Source organism: Streptomyces glaucus (assembly GCF_039533365.1).
Lineage (GTDB): Bacteria > Actinomycetota > Actinomycetes > Streptomycetales > Streptomycetaceae > Streptomyces > Streptomyces glaucus.
Genome location: NZ_BAAATK010000011.1, coordinates 1 through 20,428 on the forward strand (window position 1 = coordinate 1; position 20,428 = coordinate 20,428).

The 20,428-nt window shown below is 72.9% G+C and carries 16 protein-coding genes, 1 tRNA gene and 3 pseudogenes; 13 read left to right on the forward strand and 7 right to left on the reverse strand.

All coding sequences use genetic code 11. The features are described from left to right. Positions 1-476: 476 nt before the first annotated feature. Together ABD363_RS10855 and ABD363_RS10860 are read right to left on the reverse strand one after the other, a co-directional pair. A complete protein-coding gene (locus ABD363_RS10855) occupies positions 477-839 on the reverse strand; it encodes a hypothetical protein (protein WP_344602130.1) in 363 nt (120 codons plus the stop codon). A gap of 104 nt (positions 840-943) precedes the next feature. Then, a pseudogene (locus tag ABD363_RS10860) lies at positions 944-1,510 on the reverse strand (transposase family protein); the annotation flags it as partial. 220 nt (positions 1,511-1,730) lie between these two features. Between ABD363_RS10860 and ABD363_RS10865 the strand changes: the two are divergent. The 3 genes and pseudogenes from ABD363_RS10865 to ABD363_RS10875 all read left to right on the forward strand — a co-directional run. Next, on the forward strand, positions 1,731-2,552 hold the full coding sequence (locus tag ABD363_RS10865) for an ATP-binding cassette domain-containing protein (protein WP_344602134.1): 822 nt from the start codon (positions 1,731-1,733) through the stop codon (positions 2,550-2,552). After that, entirely contained in the window at positions 2,549-3,205 is a 657-nt protein-coding gene (locus ABD363_RS10870) for a hypothetical protein (RefSeq protein WP_344602136.1), read from the forward strand. Before ABD363_RS10865 ends, ABD363_RS10870 begins: the two co-directional genes overlap by 4 nt. 73 nt (positions 3,206-3,278) lie before the next feature. After that, positions 3,279-3,380 (forward strand): annotated as a pseudogene (locus ABD363_RS10875) (IS5/IS1182 family transposase); the annotation flags it as partial. 54 nt (positions 3,381-3,434) lie between these two features. Here ABD363_RS10875 and ABD363_RS10880 read toward each other — a convergent pair. Beyond that, a complete protein-coding gene (locus ABD363_RS10880; RefSeq protein WP_344602138.1) occupies positions 3,435-3,890 on the reverse strand; it encodes a hypothetical protein in 456 nt (151 codons plus the stop codon). Positions 3,891-4,558: 668 nt separating this feature from the next. Here ABD363_RS10880 and ABD363_RS10885 point away from each other — a divergent pair. From ABD363_RS10885 to ABD363_RS10905, 5 genes are all read left to right on the forward strand, one after another. Continuing rightward, positions 4,559-5,086 carry a hypothetical protein gene (locus ABD363_RS10885; protein ID WP_344602140.1) on the forward strand — a complete coding sequence of 176 codons (528 nt, stop codon included), beginning with the start codon at positions 4,559-4,561 and terminating at the stop codon, positions 5,084-5,086. 280 nt (positions 5,087-5,366) lie between these two features. Further along, positions 5,367-5,531, forward strand: coding sequence for a hypothetical protein (locus ABD363_RS32610; protein WP_425577969.1), 165 nt, complete (start codon positions 5,367-5,369; stop codon positions 5,529-5,531). Between the two features lie 52 nt (positions 5,532-5,583). Continuing rightward, entirely contained in the window at positions 5,584-6,954 is a 1,371-nt protein-coding gene (locus ABD363_RS10895; protein ID WP_344602142.1) for an amidohydrolase, read from the forward strand. Between the two features lie 486 nt (positions 6,955-7,440). Then, positions 7,441-7,515 (forward strand) — tRNA-Leu (locus ABD363_RS10900). A 265-nt stretch (positions 7,516-7,780) separates the two neighbouring features. Continuing rightward, positions 7,781-9,205, forward strand: coding sequence for an erythromycin esterase family protein (locus tag ABD363_RS10905; protein ID WP_344602144.1), 1,425 nt, complete (start codon positions 7,781-7,783; stop codon positions 9,203-9,205). Positions 9,206-9,870: 665 nt separating this feature from the next. Here the strand turns inward: ABD363_RS10905 and ABD363_RS10910 are convergent. Both ABD363_RS10910 and ABD363_RS10915 read right to left on the reverse strand, forming a co-directional pair. Continuing rightward, positions 9,871-10,617, reverse strand: coding sequence for a vWA domain-containing protein (locus ABD363_RS10910; RefSeq protein ID WP_344602146.1), 747 nt, complete (start codon positions 10,615-10,617; stop codon positions 9,871-9,873). A gap of 500 nt (positions 10,618-11,117) precedes the next feature. After that, positions 11,118-12,197: a serine hydrolase domain-containing protein gene (locus ABD363_RS10915; protein ID WP_344602148.1), complete on the reverse strand. Its 1,080-nt coding sequence runs from the start codon at positions 12,195-12,197 to the stop codon at positions 11,118-11,120. A gap of 405 nt (positions 12,198-12,602) precedes the next feature. Here ABD363_RS10915 and ABD363_RS10920 point away from each other — a divergent pair, with 405 nt between their 5' ends. From ABD363_RS10920 to ABD363_RS10930, 3 genes and pseudogenes are all read left to right on the forward strand, one after another. Continuing rightward, positions 12,603-13,751 (forward strand): SGNH/GDSL hydrolase family protein, encoded by a 1,149-nt coding sequence (locus ABD363_RS10920; RefSeq protein ID WP_344602150.1) that lies wholly within the window; start codon positions 12,603-12,605, stop codon positions 13,749-13,751. A 552-nt stretch (positions 13,752-14,303) separates the two neighbouring features. Next, positions 14,304-14,846, forward strand: a complete 543-nt coding sequence (locus ABD363_RS10925) for a DUF4232 domain-containing protein (protein ID WP_344602152.1) — start codon at positions 14,304-14,306, stop codon at positions 14,844-14,846. A gap of 73 nt (positions 14,847-14,919) precedes the next feature. Beyond that, positions 14,920-15,094: pseudogene (locus ABD363_RS10930) on the forward strand (IS5/IS1182 family transposase); the annotation flags it as partial. Positions 15,095-15,198: 104 nt separating this feature from the next. Here ABD363_RS10930 and ABD363_RS10935 read toward each other — a convergent pair. Together ABD363_RS10935 and ABD363_RS10940 are read right to left on the reverse strand one after the other, a co-directional pair. Continuing rightward, entirely contained in the window at positions 15,199-16,692 is a 1,494-nt protein-coding gene (locus ABD363_RS10935; protein WP_344602154.1) for a carboxylesterase/lipase family protein, read from the reverse strand. 22 nt (positions 16,693-16,714) lie between these two features. Next, entirely contained in the window at positions 16,715-17,638 is a 924-nt protein-coding gene (locus ABD363_RS10940) for an MBL fold metallo-hydrolase (RefSeq protein WP_344602156.1), read from the reverse strand. 527 nt (positions 17,639-18,165) lie between these two features. Between ABD363_RS10940 and ABD363_RS10945 the strand changes: the two genes are divergently transcribed. Both ABD363_RS10945 and ABD363_RS10950 read left to right on the forward strand, forming a co-directional pair. After that, positions 18,166-19,077, forward strand: a complete 912-nt coding sequence (locus ABD363_RS10945) for a helix-turn-helix domain-containing protein (RefSeq protein ID WP_344602158.1) — start codon at positions 18,166-18,168, stop codon at positions 19,075-19,077. A 697-nt stretch (positions 19,078-19,774) separates the two neighbouring features. Then, positions 19,775-20,293, forward strand: coding sequence for a hypothetical protein (locus tag ABD363_RS10950; protein WP_344602344.1), 519 nt, complete (start codon positions 19,775-19,777; stop codon positions 20,291-20,293). Positions 20,294-20,428 lie beyond the last annotated feature (135 nt).

A 20,428-nucleotide genomic window follows, 5' to 3' on the forward strand; every position in this document is an offset into this window, starting at 1 on the left:
CACTCGCCGCCGTGCGGCTGGGGCAGGCCGCCGTCCTCACCGCCGCCGAAGAAAGGCACCGGGATTCCGGGGGAGCGGCCGGCGTCCCTCCCGCAGCCGGACCCTCCCGCCGCTTCAGGCACCGGTCGGCCAGGGCTCGGCCCGTCCGTCACCCCTTTCGCACGCCCCCGGCGGTCTCCACCGCCGGCCGCCGGGGGCGTACCCGGCGGCCCGCGGTTCCCCGGTCGGCGGGCTGCCGTGCCGGGCGGCCGCCGTCCCCCGGACCTCCGGCGCGAGCCGGACGAAGCCTCCCCTCCGGCGCGAAGCCCCGGAACTGCGCGGACCGGCCCCCGCCTCGGCGGTGCTCGCGCACGCCGGGCTCCCCACCTCGCCGGCGGCGACGTGTTCCTCGGCGTCTCCGGCTTCCCCGTCACCTCCGGCCTGCCGCGGGAGACCAGGCGGTCCGGATCGCTGCCCCCGCGGCGCTCCCGGGCCCGTCACGCGGTGCGCGTCCTCCCGCTCGCGACCCTGGTCCGCCGGGCCACCGTCGTGGGCTGCCGGCTGTTCACCCCGAGGATCCGCCATGAGGAGTTCTGCACGACGCGCCGGCCGGTGCGCCGTACGCCATGACCGTGGACGCGGCGGTCCCCGGGAACCTCGACCGCCCCGACCCGCAGCTGCGGGAACCCCGCGGGCAGGGACACCACCGAGATCCGCACCCGCACCGGCGACCTCACCGGGTTCAGGACCAGCTGCGCCCGCGACCCCCGGGACCGCCTGACCCACGCCCTGGAAACCGATTCCGCGGGCACCCGCGAGGCGTCCTGGCCGTACTGCTGGGACCAGGCCGGCAGCCTCACCTCCCAGCGAGGACGTTCCGTTCGGCCTCGGACACCGCGTTAACCGCACAAGGATCGAGCGCGTCATGCGCGAACGCGGCATCGGGGGTGTCACGCGGCGCAGGCGCCAGGGCCTGACCCGCCCGGTCGAAAGGAGTGCGAGCGGTGCCGCCGGCGCCCTGGTGGCCCTTGTCGGCCCAGCAGTCGATGCCTGCCTCGGCGGGAGCGCCGACGACGCCGCGCTCGTGTGCCGCCCGGACGTCCTGGACGGCTCCGGACAGGGCCGGTGATGCCCACGGCGAACGGCCCTTCGGATCGGCGGCGATCTGCACGGCCATGCCGTGCTTCCTGTGCTTGCCCGAGTGGAGGGGCCGGTCGGCGGCGATCCGGTCGACAGGCAGAAGCGTCCCGTCCAGAATCGGATACGCGTTCATCGAAGCGGCCCGTACGGGTTCGGCGAGCATGGGTGCGAGGGCGGCCGGAAGCTCGACGGCCTCGGTGACGCAGCGGCAGGCGGTAGCGGTACCGACGCCGGAACCGGCCGCGAGCGGGGGGCAGGTGTGTCCGTTGCGGAGACGGGGGAGGGCGGGCAGGGTCTGCCGGCCCGCGTTCAGGCGTCGCCATCGGGTGCCGAGAGCGTGGCGACGCGCTTGCAGCCGGGCGGACAGGAAACGAAGGGCGGAGCTGGACACGTCGGCACCCGGCGGGTGGACAAGCCCGCAGAGCCTCTGCTGGAGATGGTTCTCTTGGCCGAGAAGCCGTCTGCCGGAGCTTCACCCGCCTGCCGGCTCAACCGTCGAGCCCGCCCGTCAGGCTGGAAGGGCCGGCGCGCAGGCCATAGGGAGGAACGCGTTGTTACGTTGTGAAGCGGTCGGCAAACGTCACGGCAGAGGGCGGTGGATCCTCCGCGACGTGGACATGGAGATCGCGGCCGGTGACGTCCTCGCGGTGGTGGGCGGCAACGGTTCCGGGAAGTCGACCTTGCTGAGGATCCTCGTCGGACTGTCCCGGCCCACCTCCGGAAGCGTGTCGGGCCGGCCGTCGCACATCGGTTACGTACCGGACCGCTTCACCGCCCACGACCGCATCTCGGCGATCTCCTATCTCACCCACATGGGGCGCATCCGCGGCCTGTCGGCCTCCGCCGCCCGTGCCCGAGGCAATCACCTGCTGGAGCGGCTGTCCCTGGTGGGAGGGCGGGACGCGCCGCTGCGCACCCTGTCGAAGGGCAACGCGCAGAAGGTGGCGCTCGCCCAGGCCCTGCTCGTCCGGCCCGACCTGCTGGTCCTGGACGAACCCTGGTCGGGTCTGGACACCTCGGCCCACGGAGTCCTCTCCGAGTTCATCGACGAAACGGCCGCACAGGGCGGCGCGGTGGTCTTCACCGACCACCGCGAGGCAATCACCGAAACGCACGCCGGCGGCGTCTACGTCATCAGCGGCGGCCGGGTCACCTTGCACCACAGCCGACACGCCGGGGATCGGGCCTCGATGGTCGAGCTGGTCCTGACGGTGCCGCCCACCGGCGTCGTGCCGGTCGAGACGAACTGGTCGGCGCTGCCGGGTGTGGTGGACTCCGCCCTACGCGGCGGAGAGGTCGTCCTGCGGGTGACGCGGGAGCACTCGGACGCCGTACTGCTGACGGCACTGCGGCATCGGTGGTCGGTGGCGGGCCTCACCGGACCCGTGGGTGGACACGATCACCGGTTCGATGCGCGGAGGGCCGCCCGGTGATCGCCCTGGTCCGCTACCTGTCCACGGCGCTGCTGCTCTCCCAGCGCCACCTCGCGCCGCTGCTGCTGTTCGTCGGTCTGGTGGCCGTGCTGACCGGCAGCGACGCCGGCCCGTTCACCGCGACCTACGCCTCGGTGGCCGGGGTCATGCTGCCGTGCTCGGCCTGGCTGACCGTGGCACTGATCGGTCTGGAGGATCAGCCGCACCGCTCGATCGTCGTCGTCAGCGCCGGCAGCCACCTACGCGTTCTGCTCGCGACGGTCGGGACGGCCGCCGTATGGTGCCTGCTGCTGACGGTCGCCGGCCTGGTGCTGCCGTTGATGTCCGGAACCCGCACACCCGGCCTCGCGGACCTGGCACTGGGAACCGCGGCCCAACTCACCTGTGCTTTCACCGGCATGGCCATCGGACTGGTCAGCTCACGGCTGGTGTTCCGACGGCAGGGCCACGCGCTCGTCCTGGCCCTGGTGCTCCTGCTGGCCGTGCTGCTGGGCAAAGGCGTCTCCCCGGTCAACATCATGCTCACCCACCTGCAGAACGCGCCGGACTCGGCGGATGCCCTGGTGCCCACGAGTGCCCTGCTCGTCGTCGCCGCAGGCTTCCTGGTGGTCGGCGCGGCCATCACACAGGCGATCACCCGCAGAAACGCATGAGCCGTGCGCGGGTGCGCCCGAACCGGCGCGGAGCAGGTCGGCAAAGGCTCAGGGCCCGACATCATGGGGAGGGTTCAAGCAGCGCGACGCGGTCGAACGATGCATCAGCCGGCTCAAGCAACGGCGTGGCCTGGCCATGGGGGCGGACAAGCTCGCCGTCGTGTACCGGGCCGCACCCCATGCGCCGCCGTCCCCCTCCGGGCGCGGTGCCGACCGAGCGGGACGTCCATCAGCTGTCGTGGAAGAACAGCTCGAGATCCTCCATGGACCCTGGACCGGTCAGGAATCCCTCCGCCTGGGCGATCTCCTTCTCCGGTGGTACCCGATGCTCTCGAAGAAGCTGTGCCATCCACTTCTCGCCCTGCTCGCCGATCGCATAGATGCCGGACAGCAGTTCGGCCATACCCGCAGGGTGCTTCGGACTGCGCCCGACGACAGGCTGGAGTTCCCAGCCCCCTGCTCGGGCGGCAAGCCGGAGTACTCCGGCCCAATTGGCGATCCGCCCGATACGTACGTGCCACGAGTCCTCGGTGAACGGGGCCAGTCGGCCGCCGTGCAGAGCATCGGTCGCGGCCATGATGTCCGCCACCACCTGCCGTTCCACGGGATCACGAACCCAGCGCCCCTCCTGCGCCTCCTCGACTGCGGCCGACCACCACTCCCATGCGCCGTCCAGCCGGGCCATGAATGTGTCCACCCCGACAGAATCTCACGCGTATGACTGCGAACCGTCAGGTGGAGGCCGATGCCCCAAGAACCAGCGGATCAAAGCGACACGCCTCAGTCTCGGACCTTCCTGGAACGGCGGGCGGAGTGCCGTCGACCGCGAGGTGGACCCTGCGGTCGACGTGGCCGGCCGGCCGGTCCGGCAAGCGGCACCTCACCTCGGCGGTGAAGCGCTCGGTGAGGACCGTGAAGTGCGTCCGGCCCTTGGCGCCGACCGCCGGCACGGCGCTCACCGGGAACCGGTTCCCGCTGTGCCGCACCACGGGCGTTCTCCCCTCTCGCCCCGGGTGCGGCCGGTAACCCGGTCGGAGCGGATGCCGGCCCGGCCGGCGAGGAGGATCCCGCCGCCGTCCTTCCTCGCCCGCGCGTGGATCTCCGGCCAGGTCTCCCGGCGCCGGCGCGCCACGGCCCGCGGGTCCTGTTCGACAGCCCGTTCGTCGGGGCGCTGGAAGCTCGAGTACAACCCTTCGGACGCGCTGCGGGTCTCATCGGACGTCCGAAACGTTCGGGACTGTCCGGCAGTTGCCGCTTCGGGCGGCGGGGACCCGTGCTGACCACGCACACCCTCTTCGGGCGTCCCCCGTTCCGGACCAGGTGCCGTGACCACAGTCAGGGGGAATTCACCGCATGCGTTACCTGAAAACCGCCATCGCCTCGCTCACCTGTTCCTTCGTGCTCGTTCCGGCCGGGATGGCCTCCGCGGGGACCGGCCCGGCCCCCGCGCCGGCCGCACGCGGCGCTTCGGCCGCGTCCACCGCACCGTCCCCGGCCGGGAACCCGGCGAGCCCGCGGGCGCGGGCCGCTGGGGTGTGCGCGGACGCATACCAGATCGGAAGCACCGGGTACGTCACGCGCAGCGGCAGGACGATCGCCTCCGTCAAGCAGTTCTACTCGCCGTCCTGCGCCGAGAACTACGGCTACGTCTGGGTCTGGCAGAGCTTCCGTGAGGTCGCCGGAGACTACGACGTGACCGCCGCCGTTTACAGCTATGCGCAGGACGAGGTCCTGGGCGAGCGTTCCTGGACCGACTCCACCGCCCAGGAGTTCTGGTCCAGCGGGACCGGCACGGTCGCCGAGTGCACGGCCGCTGTGGGCTCCGTACGGGGCGCCGGCGATCCCGCACCCGTTGCGGGCTACTCCAGCAAGCGCTGCTGACGCATGGTGACGGCGGCGGCAGGTCGCGGAAGCCGGATCCGCGCCTGTGGCGCCGCCGTTCACCCCGGTCCCTCTTCCGCCGGGGCACCGACCTCTTGCCGTGAGCATGGCGGCCGTCTGGATCGTGGTCGCGGACCCGAGAAGGGAGAGAACGGGCGTTTCCGGCGCTGCCGCTCCAAGGTGGGGACGGCTGCGGCGACCGACGACAGGCGGCTCGGGCTGCAGCGGGCCCCGCGGAGGATCCGCCAGGACTTCAGTCCCGCGACACTCCGCTCGACCGGTGCGCGTTGCCGCTGACAGCGCCCGGTGGGCCGTCGGAGCCCTGGACGACGGCGTGAGCGCGACGCTCACCCTCCGGGCCAGCGCCACCGTCACCGGCTCCGTCACCACTGCCGGCGGTGGCATGGCCGTACCGGGCCGCGGTGATCGCACCGTGCCGTCGTAGCCGCACCGAGGAATTCCCGGCTGTGCCGTACGGCGGCCCGTACGGTGGCTGCATGAGCGATGCCGGAACCCCGGGCGGTGCTCCCGCCGACCTCGTCGTCACCGGGTGCGCGGTCCTGGTGCACGACGACGCGGAACGGATCGGATTCCGCGAGGACGCCGCGGTCGTCGTCCGCGCCGGGCTGATCGACGCGGTCACCACGGCCGCCGCCGCGCGGGACGTGCCGGCCGTGACGCGGATCGAGGCACCCGGACAGATCGCGCTGCCCGGTCTGATCAACTGCCACACGCACGCCCCGATGGTGGCCCTGCGCGGGCTCGCCGAGGACCTGCCGACGCAGGAGTGGTTCAACGACGTCGTCTGGCCCGTCGAGACCAACCTCACCGAACGGGACGTGGAGCTGGGCGCGCGGCTCGCCTGCGCCGAGATGATCCGGGGCGGGGTGACCTGCTTCGCCGACCACTACTTCCACATGGACACGGTCGCCGACGTCGTCGCCGAGTGCGGGCTGCGCGCCCACCTCGGTCAGGCGTACTTCTCCGGCCAGGGTCCCCGGGGCCGGGAGACGTCGCTGGAGTTCGCGCTCCGCCGGCGCGGCACCGCCGACGGCCGCATCACCACCGCGCTCGCCCCGCACGCCCCGTACACCGTCACCGACGCCGACCTCGCCGCCACCGCCGACCTCGCCCGCACGCACGGCCTGCCGGTCCACATCCACGCCGCCGAGAACCGCGACCAGACCGCCACCAGCCTGGCCCGGCACGGCCGCACCCCCATCGAGATCCTGGACCGCACCGGCCTGCTCGACACCGACCTGCTCATCGCCCACGGCACCGGCATCCTGGAGCGGGACCTGCCGCTGCTCGAACGCACGGGCGGCCGTACGGCGGTGGCCACCGCGCCCCGCGGCTATCTGAAGTTCGCCTGGCCGGCCACCACTCCGGTCCGGGCCCTGCGCGCGGCCGGCGTCCCCGTCGGCCTCGCCACGGACGGCGCCGCCTCCAACAACTCCCTCGACGTGTGGGAGACCATGGCGCTCACGTCCCTGGTCCAGAAGTTCGCCGAGGGCGACCCGCGCTGGCTGACCGCCCGCCAGGCCCTGCACCACGCCACCTCGCAGAGCGCCCGCGCGGTCGGCCTCGGGGACCGGATCGGCTCCCTCGCGCCCGGCCGACGCGCCGACCTCGTCCTCGTCGACCTCACCGGCCCGCACACCCAGCCGGTCCACGACCTCGCCGCCACCTTGGTGCACAGCGCCCGCGCGGCCGACGTCCGCACGACGGTCGTCGACGGCCGCGTCCTGATGCGGGACCGCGTCCTGCTCACCCTCGACGTGCAGGCCGTCGTACGGGAACTGACGGACCGGCTGCCCGGACTGACCGCGCGCGACCACGGACGGCGCATCCAGGAGTACGACACCTGACCCGGCCGCCCACCGGGACCCGGGTGCCGTCCTTCCCCCCCCCCGGCCGCGGCAGCCGTCGGAGGCGCGGCTGACCGCGCTCCCGGGAGCCGGCGGCACGCCCACCCCGCTCGCCCGGGTGACGGCGAGCAGCCTCTCGACCGCCTCCAGGCGGTTGCCGAGCAGGACGGCCACCCGTTCGCCCCGCGCCGGACCGGCCCCGCCAACCGGCCGGCCGGCCGCTCGGCCCCGCGCCCCAGGCCCCGACAGGTCAGCCGCGTACGGCGGTCCTCGAAGGCGGCCCTCTCCCCGAGCCGCCGGGCGTGGCTCCGGAGCGTCTCGGGAAGCGGCTCGACGACGCCCGCGTCCGTGACTCGCCCACACCCTCCCGCGGACTCGTGGGCGAGGACGGGGGCGTGCTCGGTCCGGTTCCCCCGGGGCACCAGCACGGTGGGCGCGGTGCACCGGGCCGCCGGCTGCCGTCGGCGGTCCATGATCATGGGCAAGGCGGGGTCGTAGCACAGAGGTGGTGCGCCGCGACAGCATCTCGGAGGACGCCGGTTCGAATCCGGCCGCCCCGCCCCCTTCGACCAGGCCCGCACCCGCCGACCCGGGCCGCGGCCCGATGCGGCGGCCCGCCGCATCGGGCGCGCCTTCCGAAAGCCTGCCGGCTGGACCGTGCCCGCCTCGCCCACGGTGCCTGCCGCGGCGCCGCCGGGAGCGGGTGCCGCAGGTGGGCGGACCCCAGGGTGACGTCAGCGGTACAGCGGACCTGTGGTTCTCCCCAGGGGGAGAACTCAGGATGGCAGGCTGTCCGGGGCCTGCCGCCCATCGGCAGCCTTGATCCATGCCTGTATCGCACAGATCACATCGACTGCATCGGTTACTGCTGCTCCTGCTGGCGCTGGCGCTCGAAGCCGGCATGCTGACGGCCGTCGCCGGGCCGGCACACGCGAACGCGGCGACCACCGCCGATCCGGTGCGCGAACTGGCGCGCGTCGCGCAGCGGCTGCGCACCACGGAGCCCGGCGCCCCCGGCAGCGATCTGCGCCCGCTCGGCCGCATGATCGGCTCGGCGAAGATCGTCGGGCTGGGCGAGGCCACGCACAGCTCCCGGCAGTTCTTCACGACGAAGCACCGCGTCTTCCGGTACCTCGTGGAGGAGAAGGGCTTCACCACGTTCGCGCTGGAGGCGCCCTGGTCCACCGGCCTGGTCCTCAACGAGTACGTGGTGCACGGGAAGGGCGACCCGGAGGAGCTCATGCGGGAGGAGTTCCAGAGCTCGTACCGGATCTGGAACACCCGCGAGTATCTCGATCTGCTGAGGTGGATGCGCGCCCACAACGTCCGCCACCCCGACCGCCCCGTGCAGTTCATGGGGGAGGACAACGGCTACGCGGGACCCGGGCTCTTCGCCGAGGTCACGGACTACGTGTCCGCGCACCACCCGGAGCTGCTGCCGGAGTTCCGCCGCCTTTACCGCGAACTCCGGCCGACCGGGAGCGTGGCGGAGACCGTCGACGAGAACCTGGCCAAGCCCGTCGCCGAGCGCGAGCGGGCGGCCGCGGACGCGCGGCGCGCCTACGAGCTGCTGCGGGCGCAGGGGCCGGACGGGGACCGGCGGGCTTACGCGTGGGTCCTCCAGCACGCCAGGGCCATCTCCCAGACCGCCACCCTCTACGCGTACTACGACTTCTCCGACCCGGAGAAGATCGCTCGGGCCATGCTCTACCGCGACCAGGTCATGGCGGAGAACACCGTGTGGTGGCAGCGGCACACCGGCCACCGGATGCTGCTGTCGGCCCACAACGGCCATGTCTCCTACGAGTCCGACCACCCCGAGCAGTATCCGAAGACCCAGGGGGAGTTCATACGCCAGATGGTCGGGGCCGAGTACACGAACATCGGCTACACCTTCGGGCAGGGCTCCTTCAACGCGATGGACCTCACGGATCCGCAGGAGCCCTACCGCCGTTTCTCCGTGGAGCCGCTGGGCGCCGGCAGCAACGAGGAGGTGCTGGAGCGGGTCTCCCGCCGGGACTACTACTTCGACCTGCGGGCCGTGTCCGAGCCGGCGCGGGACTGGCTGGCGGCGAAGCGCCCGACCCGCTCCATAGGGAACGCCTGGCCGGAGGACCCCTACCGGACCTCACTCGGGCGCCAGTACGACGTGCTGATACACCTTCATCGCGTCACGGCCGCGGATCTGCTCCCCACGACCCGGGACCGCGGGCCCGGCCCCGCACGGCGGGGCGTCACCGGCGCCGGATGAGGGGCGGGACGGACGCGCCGCCCCTCGGCGAAGCAGCCGACCGCCGGCGGGTGGCCGTCCCCTTCCGCCACCGACGCGGATCCTCCGCGTCACGGGCCGACGAGGGCGTCGTGGGTGCCGGCGCGGCGCCCCACGACGTGCGGTACGCCCCGGCGTATCTCCTCCCCGGCCCGTACCGCCAGGCCGCCCGGTGCCGTCCCAGAGCGCCTCGAGGACACCGGGCGCGCCGCGGACGCCCTTCACGCGCAGGCCGGCGCGGAAGCGCCCGTGTCCCATGCCCCGAGGGTGACCGTCCCGGTGATCACTCCTCCTGGGCGCAGGATTCGCGGTGCTCCAGGTGCGGGAACAGCGCCTCCCAGCGGTCCTTCCGACGGACTACCGGTTGTGAGCGGCACATGCCCTCGTAGAGGCGGTCGGTGTCATAACGGGGACATGCCAGGACGCGTCCACAGGGCCGGAAGCCGGCGGTGCGCGGTCGTTCCGGACGGGGATCCAGGACACGACGCGCCCGCCCCCGTCGTGCGGCGGTGCCCGTCGGCCCGTGCCGCGGCGGCACGGGCCGACGGAGCCGGAGAGCTTCCGGGCCGTACGGGAGGAGGAGACCGGCACTCGCTTCCGGCCCGGCCGGGCCATCGCCCGGGCACCGCCGCCAGGCCGGACACGGCTCACCGCAGGATGCCGGCGGTGCGTGCGGCGGCCAGCCAGTCGGGGAATTCCTGCAGGAGCCGGTCGAAGAGCCGGTGGTCGGGGACGGCTTGCGGAGTGCGGCCGGCGTGGAAGAAGCCCGCGTTGTCGACGATGCGACGGGCCGGGACGGCGAGGGCGTCCAGCTTGCGCAGGAAGGCGAACTCGTTGTCGTCGGGGTCGCCGAAGCCGATGAACTGCCAGAACAGGGGAAGGCGAGCGGCTTTGCACAGGTAGCGTTCGGCGGCCAGTCTGCTGGTGGGGCCGCCGTCGGTCTGGAAGACGACCAGGGCGGGGCGGCGGCTGCCGGATTCCGTGTAGTGGTCGATGACCTCGTCCATGGCCCAGTGGTAGTTGGTGCGTCCCATGCGGCCGAGGTTTTCGTGCAGTTCGTTGATGCGGCCGCGGTGCCCGCCGAGCGTCAGCTCCGTGGATCCGTCGACGTCGGTGGAGAAGAACACCACCGGAACGGTGCCGTCGTCGTCGAGGTGAGCCGACAGCGACAGAACCTGTTCGGCCAGGTGCTGCATGGTGCCGTCGCGGTAGTAGGGCCGCATCGACCCGGAGCGGTCCAGCACGAGATACACCGCGGCCCGCACGCCCTCCAGCCCATGCCTGCGCACGCCGGCACCCGCCGCCTTGTACAGACTGACCAGATCGGGTGCCTTCTCCTGTACCTTGGCCAGACTGATGGCCGCGGCACGCTCCATGCCGTTCGTCGAGATCATTCCTCCATGGTGCTGCCCCGCTTCCGGGCCGGTGCAGTGGTTGCCCACGGAAGGCGCTCGCCGCCGCGGTGCGCGGCATCACCCTCGCGGTCCGGGCGCACACCCCGCCCGGCCGGGGTGCGGAGCGAGCACGCACCGCGCGCCGTCGCCGAGAAGACGGCTGCCGCACTCGATGAGGACCAGGAGCCCGAGCCCGATGAGCCCCTGATGCGGCAGCCGGTCCGGAAGCGGCCCCGGAAAAGCCGGAACCGAGGGCGGCCGAGCAGGGGGAGCCGCGCGAGCAGCGGCGGCGGCTCCGGGACACCGCACGTCGCCGCCTCGCCGCCTCGCCGCCTCGCCGCCGGGCAGTCGCGCCGGCCCCGGTCCCGGCGGAACCGGATCGGCGACGCGGCCGCGCGCCGCGACGCCCGCGCCCTGTCCCGGGCGCGGCACTCGGGCGCGGCCGTGGTGACGCTCCCGCGCATCGCCCATCCGATGGCTTCCTCGGCGAATGGGCGGGCTCAGGAGCCGACGAGCTCGTCGAGCAGGGCGAAGGCCAGTGAGTCAAACGTATGAGCGGCATCACTGTAGGTGTTCACCATCATCACCACCGCCGTCCTGCTCCGCCGTTCGAAGGCCGCGCAGGTGCTGAAGCCGTAGGTGCCGCCGTTGTGCCAGGTCATCGTCCGGCCGCCGGACAGCGTGCCGAAGTGCCAGCCGAGCCCCAGCCGCAGGCCTGTGGCGGGGTCGGTGAAGTGGTGACGCTGGGTCAGCTCGATCGCGTCCCGCAGCGGCGAGCGCTCCGGGTGCACCTGGGCGTCCAGGTACCGGAGCATGTCGTCGACGGTGCTGTACATCGAGGTGCCCGCACCGCTGAGGACACGGTCCCGCCAGTCGGGAACCACCTCCCCGGCCATATGGCCGATGGCCTTGCGGGAAGCCATGTCGGGCCGCAGGACCGTGGTCGTGTCCGACAGACCCAGCGGTGCTGCCACCCGGCGCCGCAGCATCGCGTCCACGCCGTCGAAGGCCAGTGCCTGGCCGAGCAGCCCGAAGCCCAGGTTGGAGTATCTGTACGCGCTGCCCGGCTCGTCACCCAGCGGGGTCTGGCGCAGACCGGCGGCCAGGTCCTCCAGCGTGTAGTGCGCGTACGGGTTGTACGGGTCCGCCCCCGCCAGGAGGTTGACGGGGAGGCTGGGCAGGCCGGAGGAGTGGGTCGCCAGGTCGCGCAGGGTGATCCGCCGGGTCTCCCCGCGCGGGACGGTGAACCCGGGGGGCAGGCTGAGCGGCGTGGACAGGCGCACCCGGCCCGCGCCCACCGCGCGCGCCAGCGCGGTGGCGGTGAGCGTCTTGCCGATCGAACCGAGCTGGAACACGGTTCTGCCGTCGGGGGCGGGGCCCTCCTGGGCGGCACCGGCCACATACCGACGCCCACCGCGAATGACGCCGAACACCGCGCTCGGGGCGCCGGCCGCCAGGGCCCGGTCGAGACAGGGCCGCACCTGCGCGGCCAGACCGTCCCCGGACGCCACGGCCCTGCCCGGCATCAGTGCCACGCCGGCCGCGGCCGCCGCCGTACCCAGTAACCTTCGTCGATCCATGTCCCACTCCTCGGCTCGGTACGGCGTGCGCATGCGCACGCCGACGTCGAGTGAAGCGGCATCAGCCGCCAACATCAACAGTCACCTCGCGGGCGACCGCACGCGGTGGACCACGGCCCACCGCGCCGGCACCGCTCCTGACGGCAGCGCAGACGTCCCCGGCCCGAACCCGTTCGCGCATTCGGTGATGGTCCGCCCTCGGCGTCGCCGCGGGCAGGGGGCCGGGCCGGCGGAACGCGGCCCGCAGGGAGAAACGGCCGCGCCCGTGGGGCAGCGGCTCCTCACGGTGGTGGAGTTCCGTATCCGTCGCCACCGACCACTCCCCACGCCGCACCGGCACCGCCATGATGGGAGCGCTCCCATGTCATCGCACGCGCAGAACTCCCGACTCCGGAAGGACCGCCCATGCGCACCGCTCCCCACCTCACCCGGCGGGCCCTGCTCGCGGCCGCCGCCGCGAGCGTCACCACGGGCATCACCACCGCCGCGGCCGCTCCCTCCCCGGCGTCCGCCGCCCCCCGCCCCCTGCCGGCCGCCGCCTTCGCCGGGTTCCGCACGGCGGGCCGGGTCAAGAGGGCGGCCGACGGCTCGGTGCAGTACACCTGGCCCGGCATCGCCTTCGAGGGCCGGTTCCGCGGCACCGGCGTCGGGATCGCCCTCGACGACTCCGCCAACGACTACGACATCCAGATCGACGGCACGACCGTCGGCACACTGGTGACCCCCGGGCGCACCACGTCCTGGGTCAAGGACCTCACCGACACCGAGCACACCGTACGGCTCGTCAAGCGGACGGAGAGCCCGTGGGCCGTCGGCCGCTTCGGCGGGTTCCTCGCCGCTCGGGGAGGGAAGATCCTCCCCGCCCCCGCCGCACGGAGCAGGCAGATCGAGTTCATCGGCGACTCCTTCACCGCCGGGTACGGCAACGCCTCGGGCACACGCGACTGCTCCGCCAACGGAGGGGTCGACCGCAACAGCAACGCCGACCTCGCCTTCGGACCCCTCACCGCCCGCAAGCTCGACGCCGACTACCAGCAGAACGCCTTCTCCGGCCGCGGCATGGTCCGCAACTACAACGGCGGCGACCCCGGCACCGATTACCGCACCTACTACGACCGGGCCCTGCTGAACGTCGACGGCGACGTCTGGCACAAACCGCGCGGCTGGCGCCCGCAGGTCGTCGTCATCGGCCTCGGCATCAACGACTTCTCGACCCCGCTCCGCCCGGGCGAGCCGTGGACCACGCAAAGCGAACTGGTCACCGCCTACACCCGCGCCTACCACGGCTTCCTCGACAAGCTGCGGACCCGCTACGGAAGCAGGACGTTCCTGGTGGTCAGCGCCACCCTGGTCGCCGGAACCGCCTTCGCCGACACCGCCCGGGACATCGTCAGGGACCGCAACGCCCGAGGGGACGACCGGGTCGGCTACTGGTACTACGACGACCCCGGCCTGGACCGGCTCGGCTGCGACTGGCACCCCTCGCTCCACGACCACCGGATCATCTCCGGCCTGCTCGACCAGCACCTCGCCACCCTGCCGCTGGACTGGTGACCGGCAGGACGGCCCGGGCCGGGCAGGGCCCGGGCCGTCCACCGCGGAACGACACGACGACGGTCCGTCTCCGTGACCGGCGGACTTCGAACAGGGGCCTGGCCCTGTTCACGCGTCACGGGTTCTGGCACGGATCCCGGGGACCGGTCGCGGGAGGTCACCGCGGTGTTCGATCGTGAGGGCCGCGCCCGCGGGATGGATCACGAAATCCGACGGGAGCACGGGTCCGGCTCCGGCTGCCGCTGAGGCCGGGGCGTCGGTGACGAGCGGCGGGCCACCTGCCCTGGGGCTCGGCGTAGTGCCCGGGTCGCGCACGCTGTCATCGGTCCCGTCGCACCGGACCGGACGCTGGGCGAGGCCGTGCGCCGCCGCGGTCTCCTCGTGACGCTGCAACGGCCCGCACGAGTTCTCGTACGCGGCCGCGGTCGGGAGCCACGCTGTCGGAAAAAAAATCTCCGCCGGACCGAACCGTTCCCGGGCGCTGCGCATCTTCAGGTGCGTAAGCGCGCACTGACCTCGCGCGCCGATCCGTATTCGAGGGGGATCCGAAACATGAAGAGCAAGCTGACCGCCGTGGCCCTTGCCTCCGTCGTCGTCGCCGGTGCTGCCGCTGCCGCCGTCCCGGCCTCGGCCGCCTCCGCCAAGGCCGAGCCGACCCGCTGCCACACCGCCGACCTGGAGGCCGGCTTCGCCATGGGGGATGACGCGAAGCCGGAGATGGAGCAGACCGAGAAGCAGACCCAGGCGTACATCTGGTTCACCAACCGGAGCGAGCGCACCTGCACCCTGTCCGGCTTCGCCGGTGTCGACATGATCGGCGCTCAGGAGACCGACGGCACCTGGTCGCTGGCGCGCTCCTCCAAGAAGCCCGTGAAGATGACCCTGGAGCAGGGGGACACGGTGGACTTCAGCATCACCCTGCTCCCGGTGGCCGGGTCCACGCCTCGGAAGGAGAAGTTCGTTCCGGCGGAGTTCCTGGTCACCCCGCCGAACGAGACGGAGCACTTCACCCTGAAGTGGCCGTTCGGCGGCCAGATCCTCAAGCAGGACGGTGCCACCCGCCCGGCTACCTACCTCAACCCGATCGGGATGTGACCGGCTGTTCTCCGCTCACGCGTGGCCGGCCCGCTTCGGACAGGCTGCCGGCCCGGGTGAGTCGGCCGGCACGGACTCCTCCTGCTGCCGGACCCACCGGCACGCGGCAGGCGCTCGCTCGCGCCTGCCGCGAGTGCCCGGCCGGCGAAGGACGCCGGTCCGGCACCGACCGGACGAGGCCCTGGACCGGTCAAGGGGCGGGCTGACCCGCAAGATCCATCCGGCAGGTGTGGGCGGACTTCGGCCCACTCGTCGTTCCGCTCGGCCAGGACCGCCCCGACGAGTCGGACGGACGCGGGGCGGTACGCCGGCGGCCCCCGGAGCGGACGAGCGGACAGGACTCGTACGGGCGTCAGCTCCAGACCTGTCGCTCCGCGCTGCGGGGGTCGTCGATCTGGGACCACTCGGCGTCGATGCGCATCGTGGCCCTGCGCTCGGTGTCGTACGGGTCCCAGCCGGGGTCGCCGGTGGTGGCGAACCGGATCCAGGTCTCGTGCACGCGGGCCGCGAGATCCACGGGGGGCTCGCCGGGGCCGAGCAGGGCGGTGGGGCCGAGCAGCCGCGGCAGGTGCGTGAGGTCGAAGACGAAGGGCAGTTCGACCGCGTGCGCGGCGCCGAGCTCTCCGCCCAGGGCAGGCGAGCGCCAGGCGAACTCGTAGGCGAAGGTCGTGGACCCGGGGTGGGCGGCGTGGGCGGCGGCCAGAGCCCTGCTGCCCGCGCCGAACAGCGCGTCGGTCATGATGGCGGAGCGCAGTGCGCCGTAGGACGCCTCGGGGCGTGTCCTGCGGTACGTCTCGACGAGCTGCGCCGGGTCGGGGTGCGAGCGGGCCGCCGTGTCGTCCACGTCCTTGGCGGTCGAGGTGGCGTACTCGCCCACGGGGACCAGGTAGAGGAGTCCCTCTTCGGTGTTGGTGCCGATGAGCAGGTCGACGCCGGAGCCGTGTCCGGTGGCGACGGCTTCGGCGGGCTGGGTGTCCAGGACCAGGCTGAAGGGGCTGAGGCCGATCAGCGGGTCGCGGTGGGTGGCGGTCCGCAGGTCGATGCCCGCGAGCTTGGAGGCGGCCTCCACCAGACGCTCGTCGGAGATCTTCGCGAAGGCCTCCACGTGCGGCTCGACGCCCAGGACCTCGGCGGCTGCGGAGGTGACCCGGGCGGCTTGCTCGGTGGTGAACGCGCCCAGACCGCTGCCGCTCTGCACGATCGCCCTGCGGAACAGGTTCTCGGCCGCCGCGGTGGCGAGGACGCCGCCGACGATGGTGGCCCCGGCCGACTGGCCGAAGAGCGTGACGTCGTCCGGGGCACCGCCGAACGCGGCGATGTTCTCCCGCACCCAGCGCAGCGCGGCGACGACGTCGAGCAGACCGCGGTTGGCGGGGGCCCCGGGCAGGTCGAGGAAACCGGCGATGCCGAGCCGGTAGTTGAGGGTGACGAGGACGACGCCGTCACGGGCGAAGGCGGAACCGTCGTACAGCGCGGCCCGTGTCGAGCCTGCGACGAATCCGCCGCCGTGCACGAACACCATGACCGGCAGGCCGCCCTGTGCGGCAGCGGGTGCCCACACGTTGACGGTGAGGTAGTCCTCGCCGCGGCTCCAGCCGGTGCCGAAGTAGGGGACCATGTCGATGCTGCCGAGCCTGCGCTCGGACTGCGGTGCGGTGGGGCCGGGCGCGGTGGCCTCCCGTACGCCGTCCCACGGCTCGTGCGGCTGCGGCGGCGCGAACCGGCCGGCGCCCAGGGGAGGGGCGGCGTAGGGGATGTTCAGGAAGGCGGCGGTGCCGTCGTCCTGGCGCAGACCGCGGACGGCTCCCTGCGCGGTGATCACGACGGGGCCGGGGTGGTGGCTCATCTCCGGTGCCTTTCCGCGGGCTTCAGCCCTTCTCGGTGTACTCGGTGTACGGGGTGAAGGGCGCCCAGCCCTTGATGGCGAAGGTGCTCCCCTCGCGTACGACTTCGGCGGCGCCGTGGCCGCCCAGGTGGGCCGGGATCAGCAGGGCGTTGTTGTCGGCCGCCCAGCCCAGCACCTTGCGGCGGGTGGCGCGGGCTTCGGCCGGGTTCTCGCAGAAGCAGCTGTTGACGTCCGGCTCCAGGATCTGCACCGGGCTGTGCAGCATGTCGCCGACGAACACCGCGCGGTCCGTGCCGGAGGTGAGAGTCAGCACGGAGGAGCCCGGCGTGTGCCCGGCGGCGATCTCCAGGCGCAGGTTCGCATCGATCTGGTGGCTGTTCTCCCACAGCAGGGTCAGGCCGGCCCGGTGCACCGGGGCGACGCTGTCCTCGAAGACGTTCTGGCTGCCGCGGCCGAGCTTCGACTGGTGGCCGTTCTCGGGGTTCCAGAAGTCGAAGTCGTCCTTCGGCATCAGGTAGGTGGCGTTGGGGAAGGTGGGCACCCAGTGCCGGCCGTCCAGGTAGGTGTTCCAGCCGACGTGATCGACGTGGAGATGCGTGTTGATCACGATGTCCACGTCCTCCGGCCGGACACCGGCTCGGGCGAGGTTGGCCAGGAAATCCGTCTCGAGGTGGTTCCAGACCGGGGCGTGGGGACGCTCCTTGTGGTTGCCGACACCGGTGTCGACCAGGATCGTCCTGCCCTCGCTGCGCAGCAGCCAGGTCTGGACCGCCGCATTCACGATGTTGGTCCCGGCATCCAGGAAATGCGGGACCAGCCAGTCGGCGCCGGTCTCCCAGACCTCCTTCGAGCTTTCCGGCAAGAAGGTGTGGGGCGTCATGTCGACGGGGCCGTAATACTCCCGCACCCGGGTGATGGAGACATTGCCGAGGGTGATCTGTTCCATGGGGCGTCCTTGGGGTTCGGAGGATCTGCTCGACCGTGCGAGGGGCCCTGGCGGGCCCGGTGTCCGCCAGGTGACTCGACCTGTGCGCACGGCTCCGAGCACGGGGTGTTTCCTTTTTCGGCCGGGCGAGAAGGCGAGGCTGCTCCCGTTCCGGCCTCCCTTCCTGATGCCTCGTCGGCGCATGCACGGCGGCCTCGCCGCGGTCGGCGGGCCGGAACCGGAAGCGACGCCGTCGCCCTCGGGGCTCCGGCGGCTGATCGCCGCCACGTCGCCGACCGGTCCGTGGACGGAGGCGGGCGCGGCGCCGGCCCCGGTGCGCCCGGGGAAGGCGCAGCCGACCGCATCCAGGGCCTCGAGGGGACCGCTCCCGGCGGTGGCAGTGGTCAAGGCGGCCTCCTGAGCGAGTGCGGGGCACCGGATCGGGTGCCTTCGACTTCACCCCGGACGCGGGCACGGAACCAGACCCGCCCTTTCCTATCCACAACTGGGTCAGGCTCGGTGCCGCGAGGCGGCCCATACTCGAAACCATGGACGCAAGGACGCAACTCGGGGACTTCCTGCAGACGCGGCGCTCCCAACTGCGCCCGCAGGACATCGGGATGCCCACCTACGGGGAACGCCGGCGTGTGCCGGGGCTTCGACGCGAGGAACTGGCGCTGCTGGCGGGGGTGAGCACCTCCTACTACACGCGGCTGGAGCAGGGGCAGTCGCTGAGCGCATCGCCCGAGGTGCTGGACGCGATCGCCGGGGCGCTGCGGCTGGACGAGTCCGAGCGGCGGTACCTGCACGACCTGGCCCGGATGGGCAGGCAGCGCACCCGGGGCCGGCGTCCGGCGCCGGAACGGGTGCCGGAGGCGACACGTCAGTTTCTGGACGCGCTCGGCGACGTTCCCGCGATCGTGCTCGGCCGGCGCACCGACGTGCTGGCGTGGAACCGGCTGGGCCATGCGCTGTTCGCCGGGCATCTGGACTTCGGCGCCCCCGACCTGCCGGCGCAACGTCCCAACATGGCCCGGCTGGTGTTCCTCGACGGCCACACCCGTGACCTGTACGTGGACTGGCCGAGCAAGGCCAGGGCCATGGTCGGCAATCTGCGCCTGGTGGCGGCCCAGCACCCGGAGGACGCGGCACTGCATGCGCTCCTGGGCGAACTGTCGACGAAGAGCGCCGAGTTCGCCTCCATGTGGGCCGACCACCGGGTCAAGACCTGCACCGCCACCGACTACGAGATGCGCCATCCGCTGGTCGGGTCACTGACCGTCATCCAGCAGGCCATGAGCAGCGGGCGAGGCCCCACCGTCGTGGTCGCCACCGCAGAGGCGGGCTCGCCGTCGCAGGCCGCTCTCGCCCTGCTCGCCCAGGCCGCCGGCCAGGGCGCCGCGCGGACCGATCCGTCCTTCGACGCGGCACAGCCACGGTCCCGCACCGGCAGGGACTGACACCCGCACCGTCACCGGGCGCCGCCTCAACGCACCGGCGTCCGCCCCCTGCCCTGCCCCGCCCCGGTTCGCACGAAAGACTCCCGGCCCGGGTGACGAGCCGGGGCCGGAACGCCTTCCTGCGGGGGCTCCCGGCGTGCTTCCCGTCCTGTCGAACGCCTCCGCGCGGTGCGGGCAGAAGGCCGGCGCCGTATCGCGATGCGGATCCCGGTCGGGCCTGATAAGGAAGAGGCGAGCTGCGGGCCGCGGACCACACCCGGTCCTTCGCCCATGCCTGGGAACAGCCCTGCTCGCCGGGCATGCTCCGGCTCCCGCAGCCGCAGGAGCCGGAACCCCTTCCACCCCCGACCGCCCCACCTGCACGACCGGCGACACGCCCTGGGGGCCGGCCCGAACTCCCGGGCGGGCCTCGCCGGGAGGCAGGAGTGGCACAGCGTATGGAGCGCGCGGCCCTGAAAGAGCCTCCGATGGCGGACCCGCCACCGGGCCGCGGTGGAACGGCGTGTGCCCGACGCAGCGGACGGGGTGGGCCGATGTGCCCCCTCGGCGGACGTCCCGGGAGCGGACCGGTGCGGCGACCCTGCTCCCGTGCGGGAACTTCCGGACGGCTTCGGACGTTGCGGAGAACGACCTGATCGTTCCGGTGTGAGACATGACGGCGATCCCGTCATCGGGGGGAAGCGAGCGACCCGTGGCCATGGTGGGCCTGTTCTGGATAGCCGAGGGCGATGTGTACGTGGGCGCGAAACCGTCCGGCCTGGCCCCCGGGGTGCGCCTGTCTCCCGAGGGCGTCGTCGCCCTCGGGGAGGGACAGTCCGGCCTCCACCCGTGGAAGGACGTGCGGGGCCTGACGGTGACGGACGTTCCCGTGAAGACCCTGAGGCGGCGGGTCGGCGCGGTCACGGACCGGGCGGTGACCACGGCGCTGAACTTCGTGGAGCCGGGCTCGGGCGGGGCGGACGACGCCCCGGCGCTGATGACGGTGAGAGTGGAGACGGCCGACGGCGACCAGGAGCTGGCGGTCCACACGGCCGCGGCCATCGGCTACTCCCGTGCGGAGACCGACCTCTCCCGCGCCCTCCTGACCCGCCTCACGGAGGGAGCCGCGACGGTGTCCGGGATCCTGGCCGCCATGTCGGGGTGGGGCCGCACCCGGGAAGGGGGATCACCCCGGGCTGCGGAGCGGGAGGCGCTGCTGCGGAAGTGGCTGGACTAGGGATTCCTCCCACCCTTGAGACCCTCGCCGTCACGTTCGCCCCGCAGACTCCGCGTGGAACCGCGCGGGCACCGACGCGGCCCGGGAGGGGGCCTTCCCGCCGATCCTGTCCGGGGTGCCGACCGCGTCGGCGAT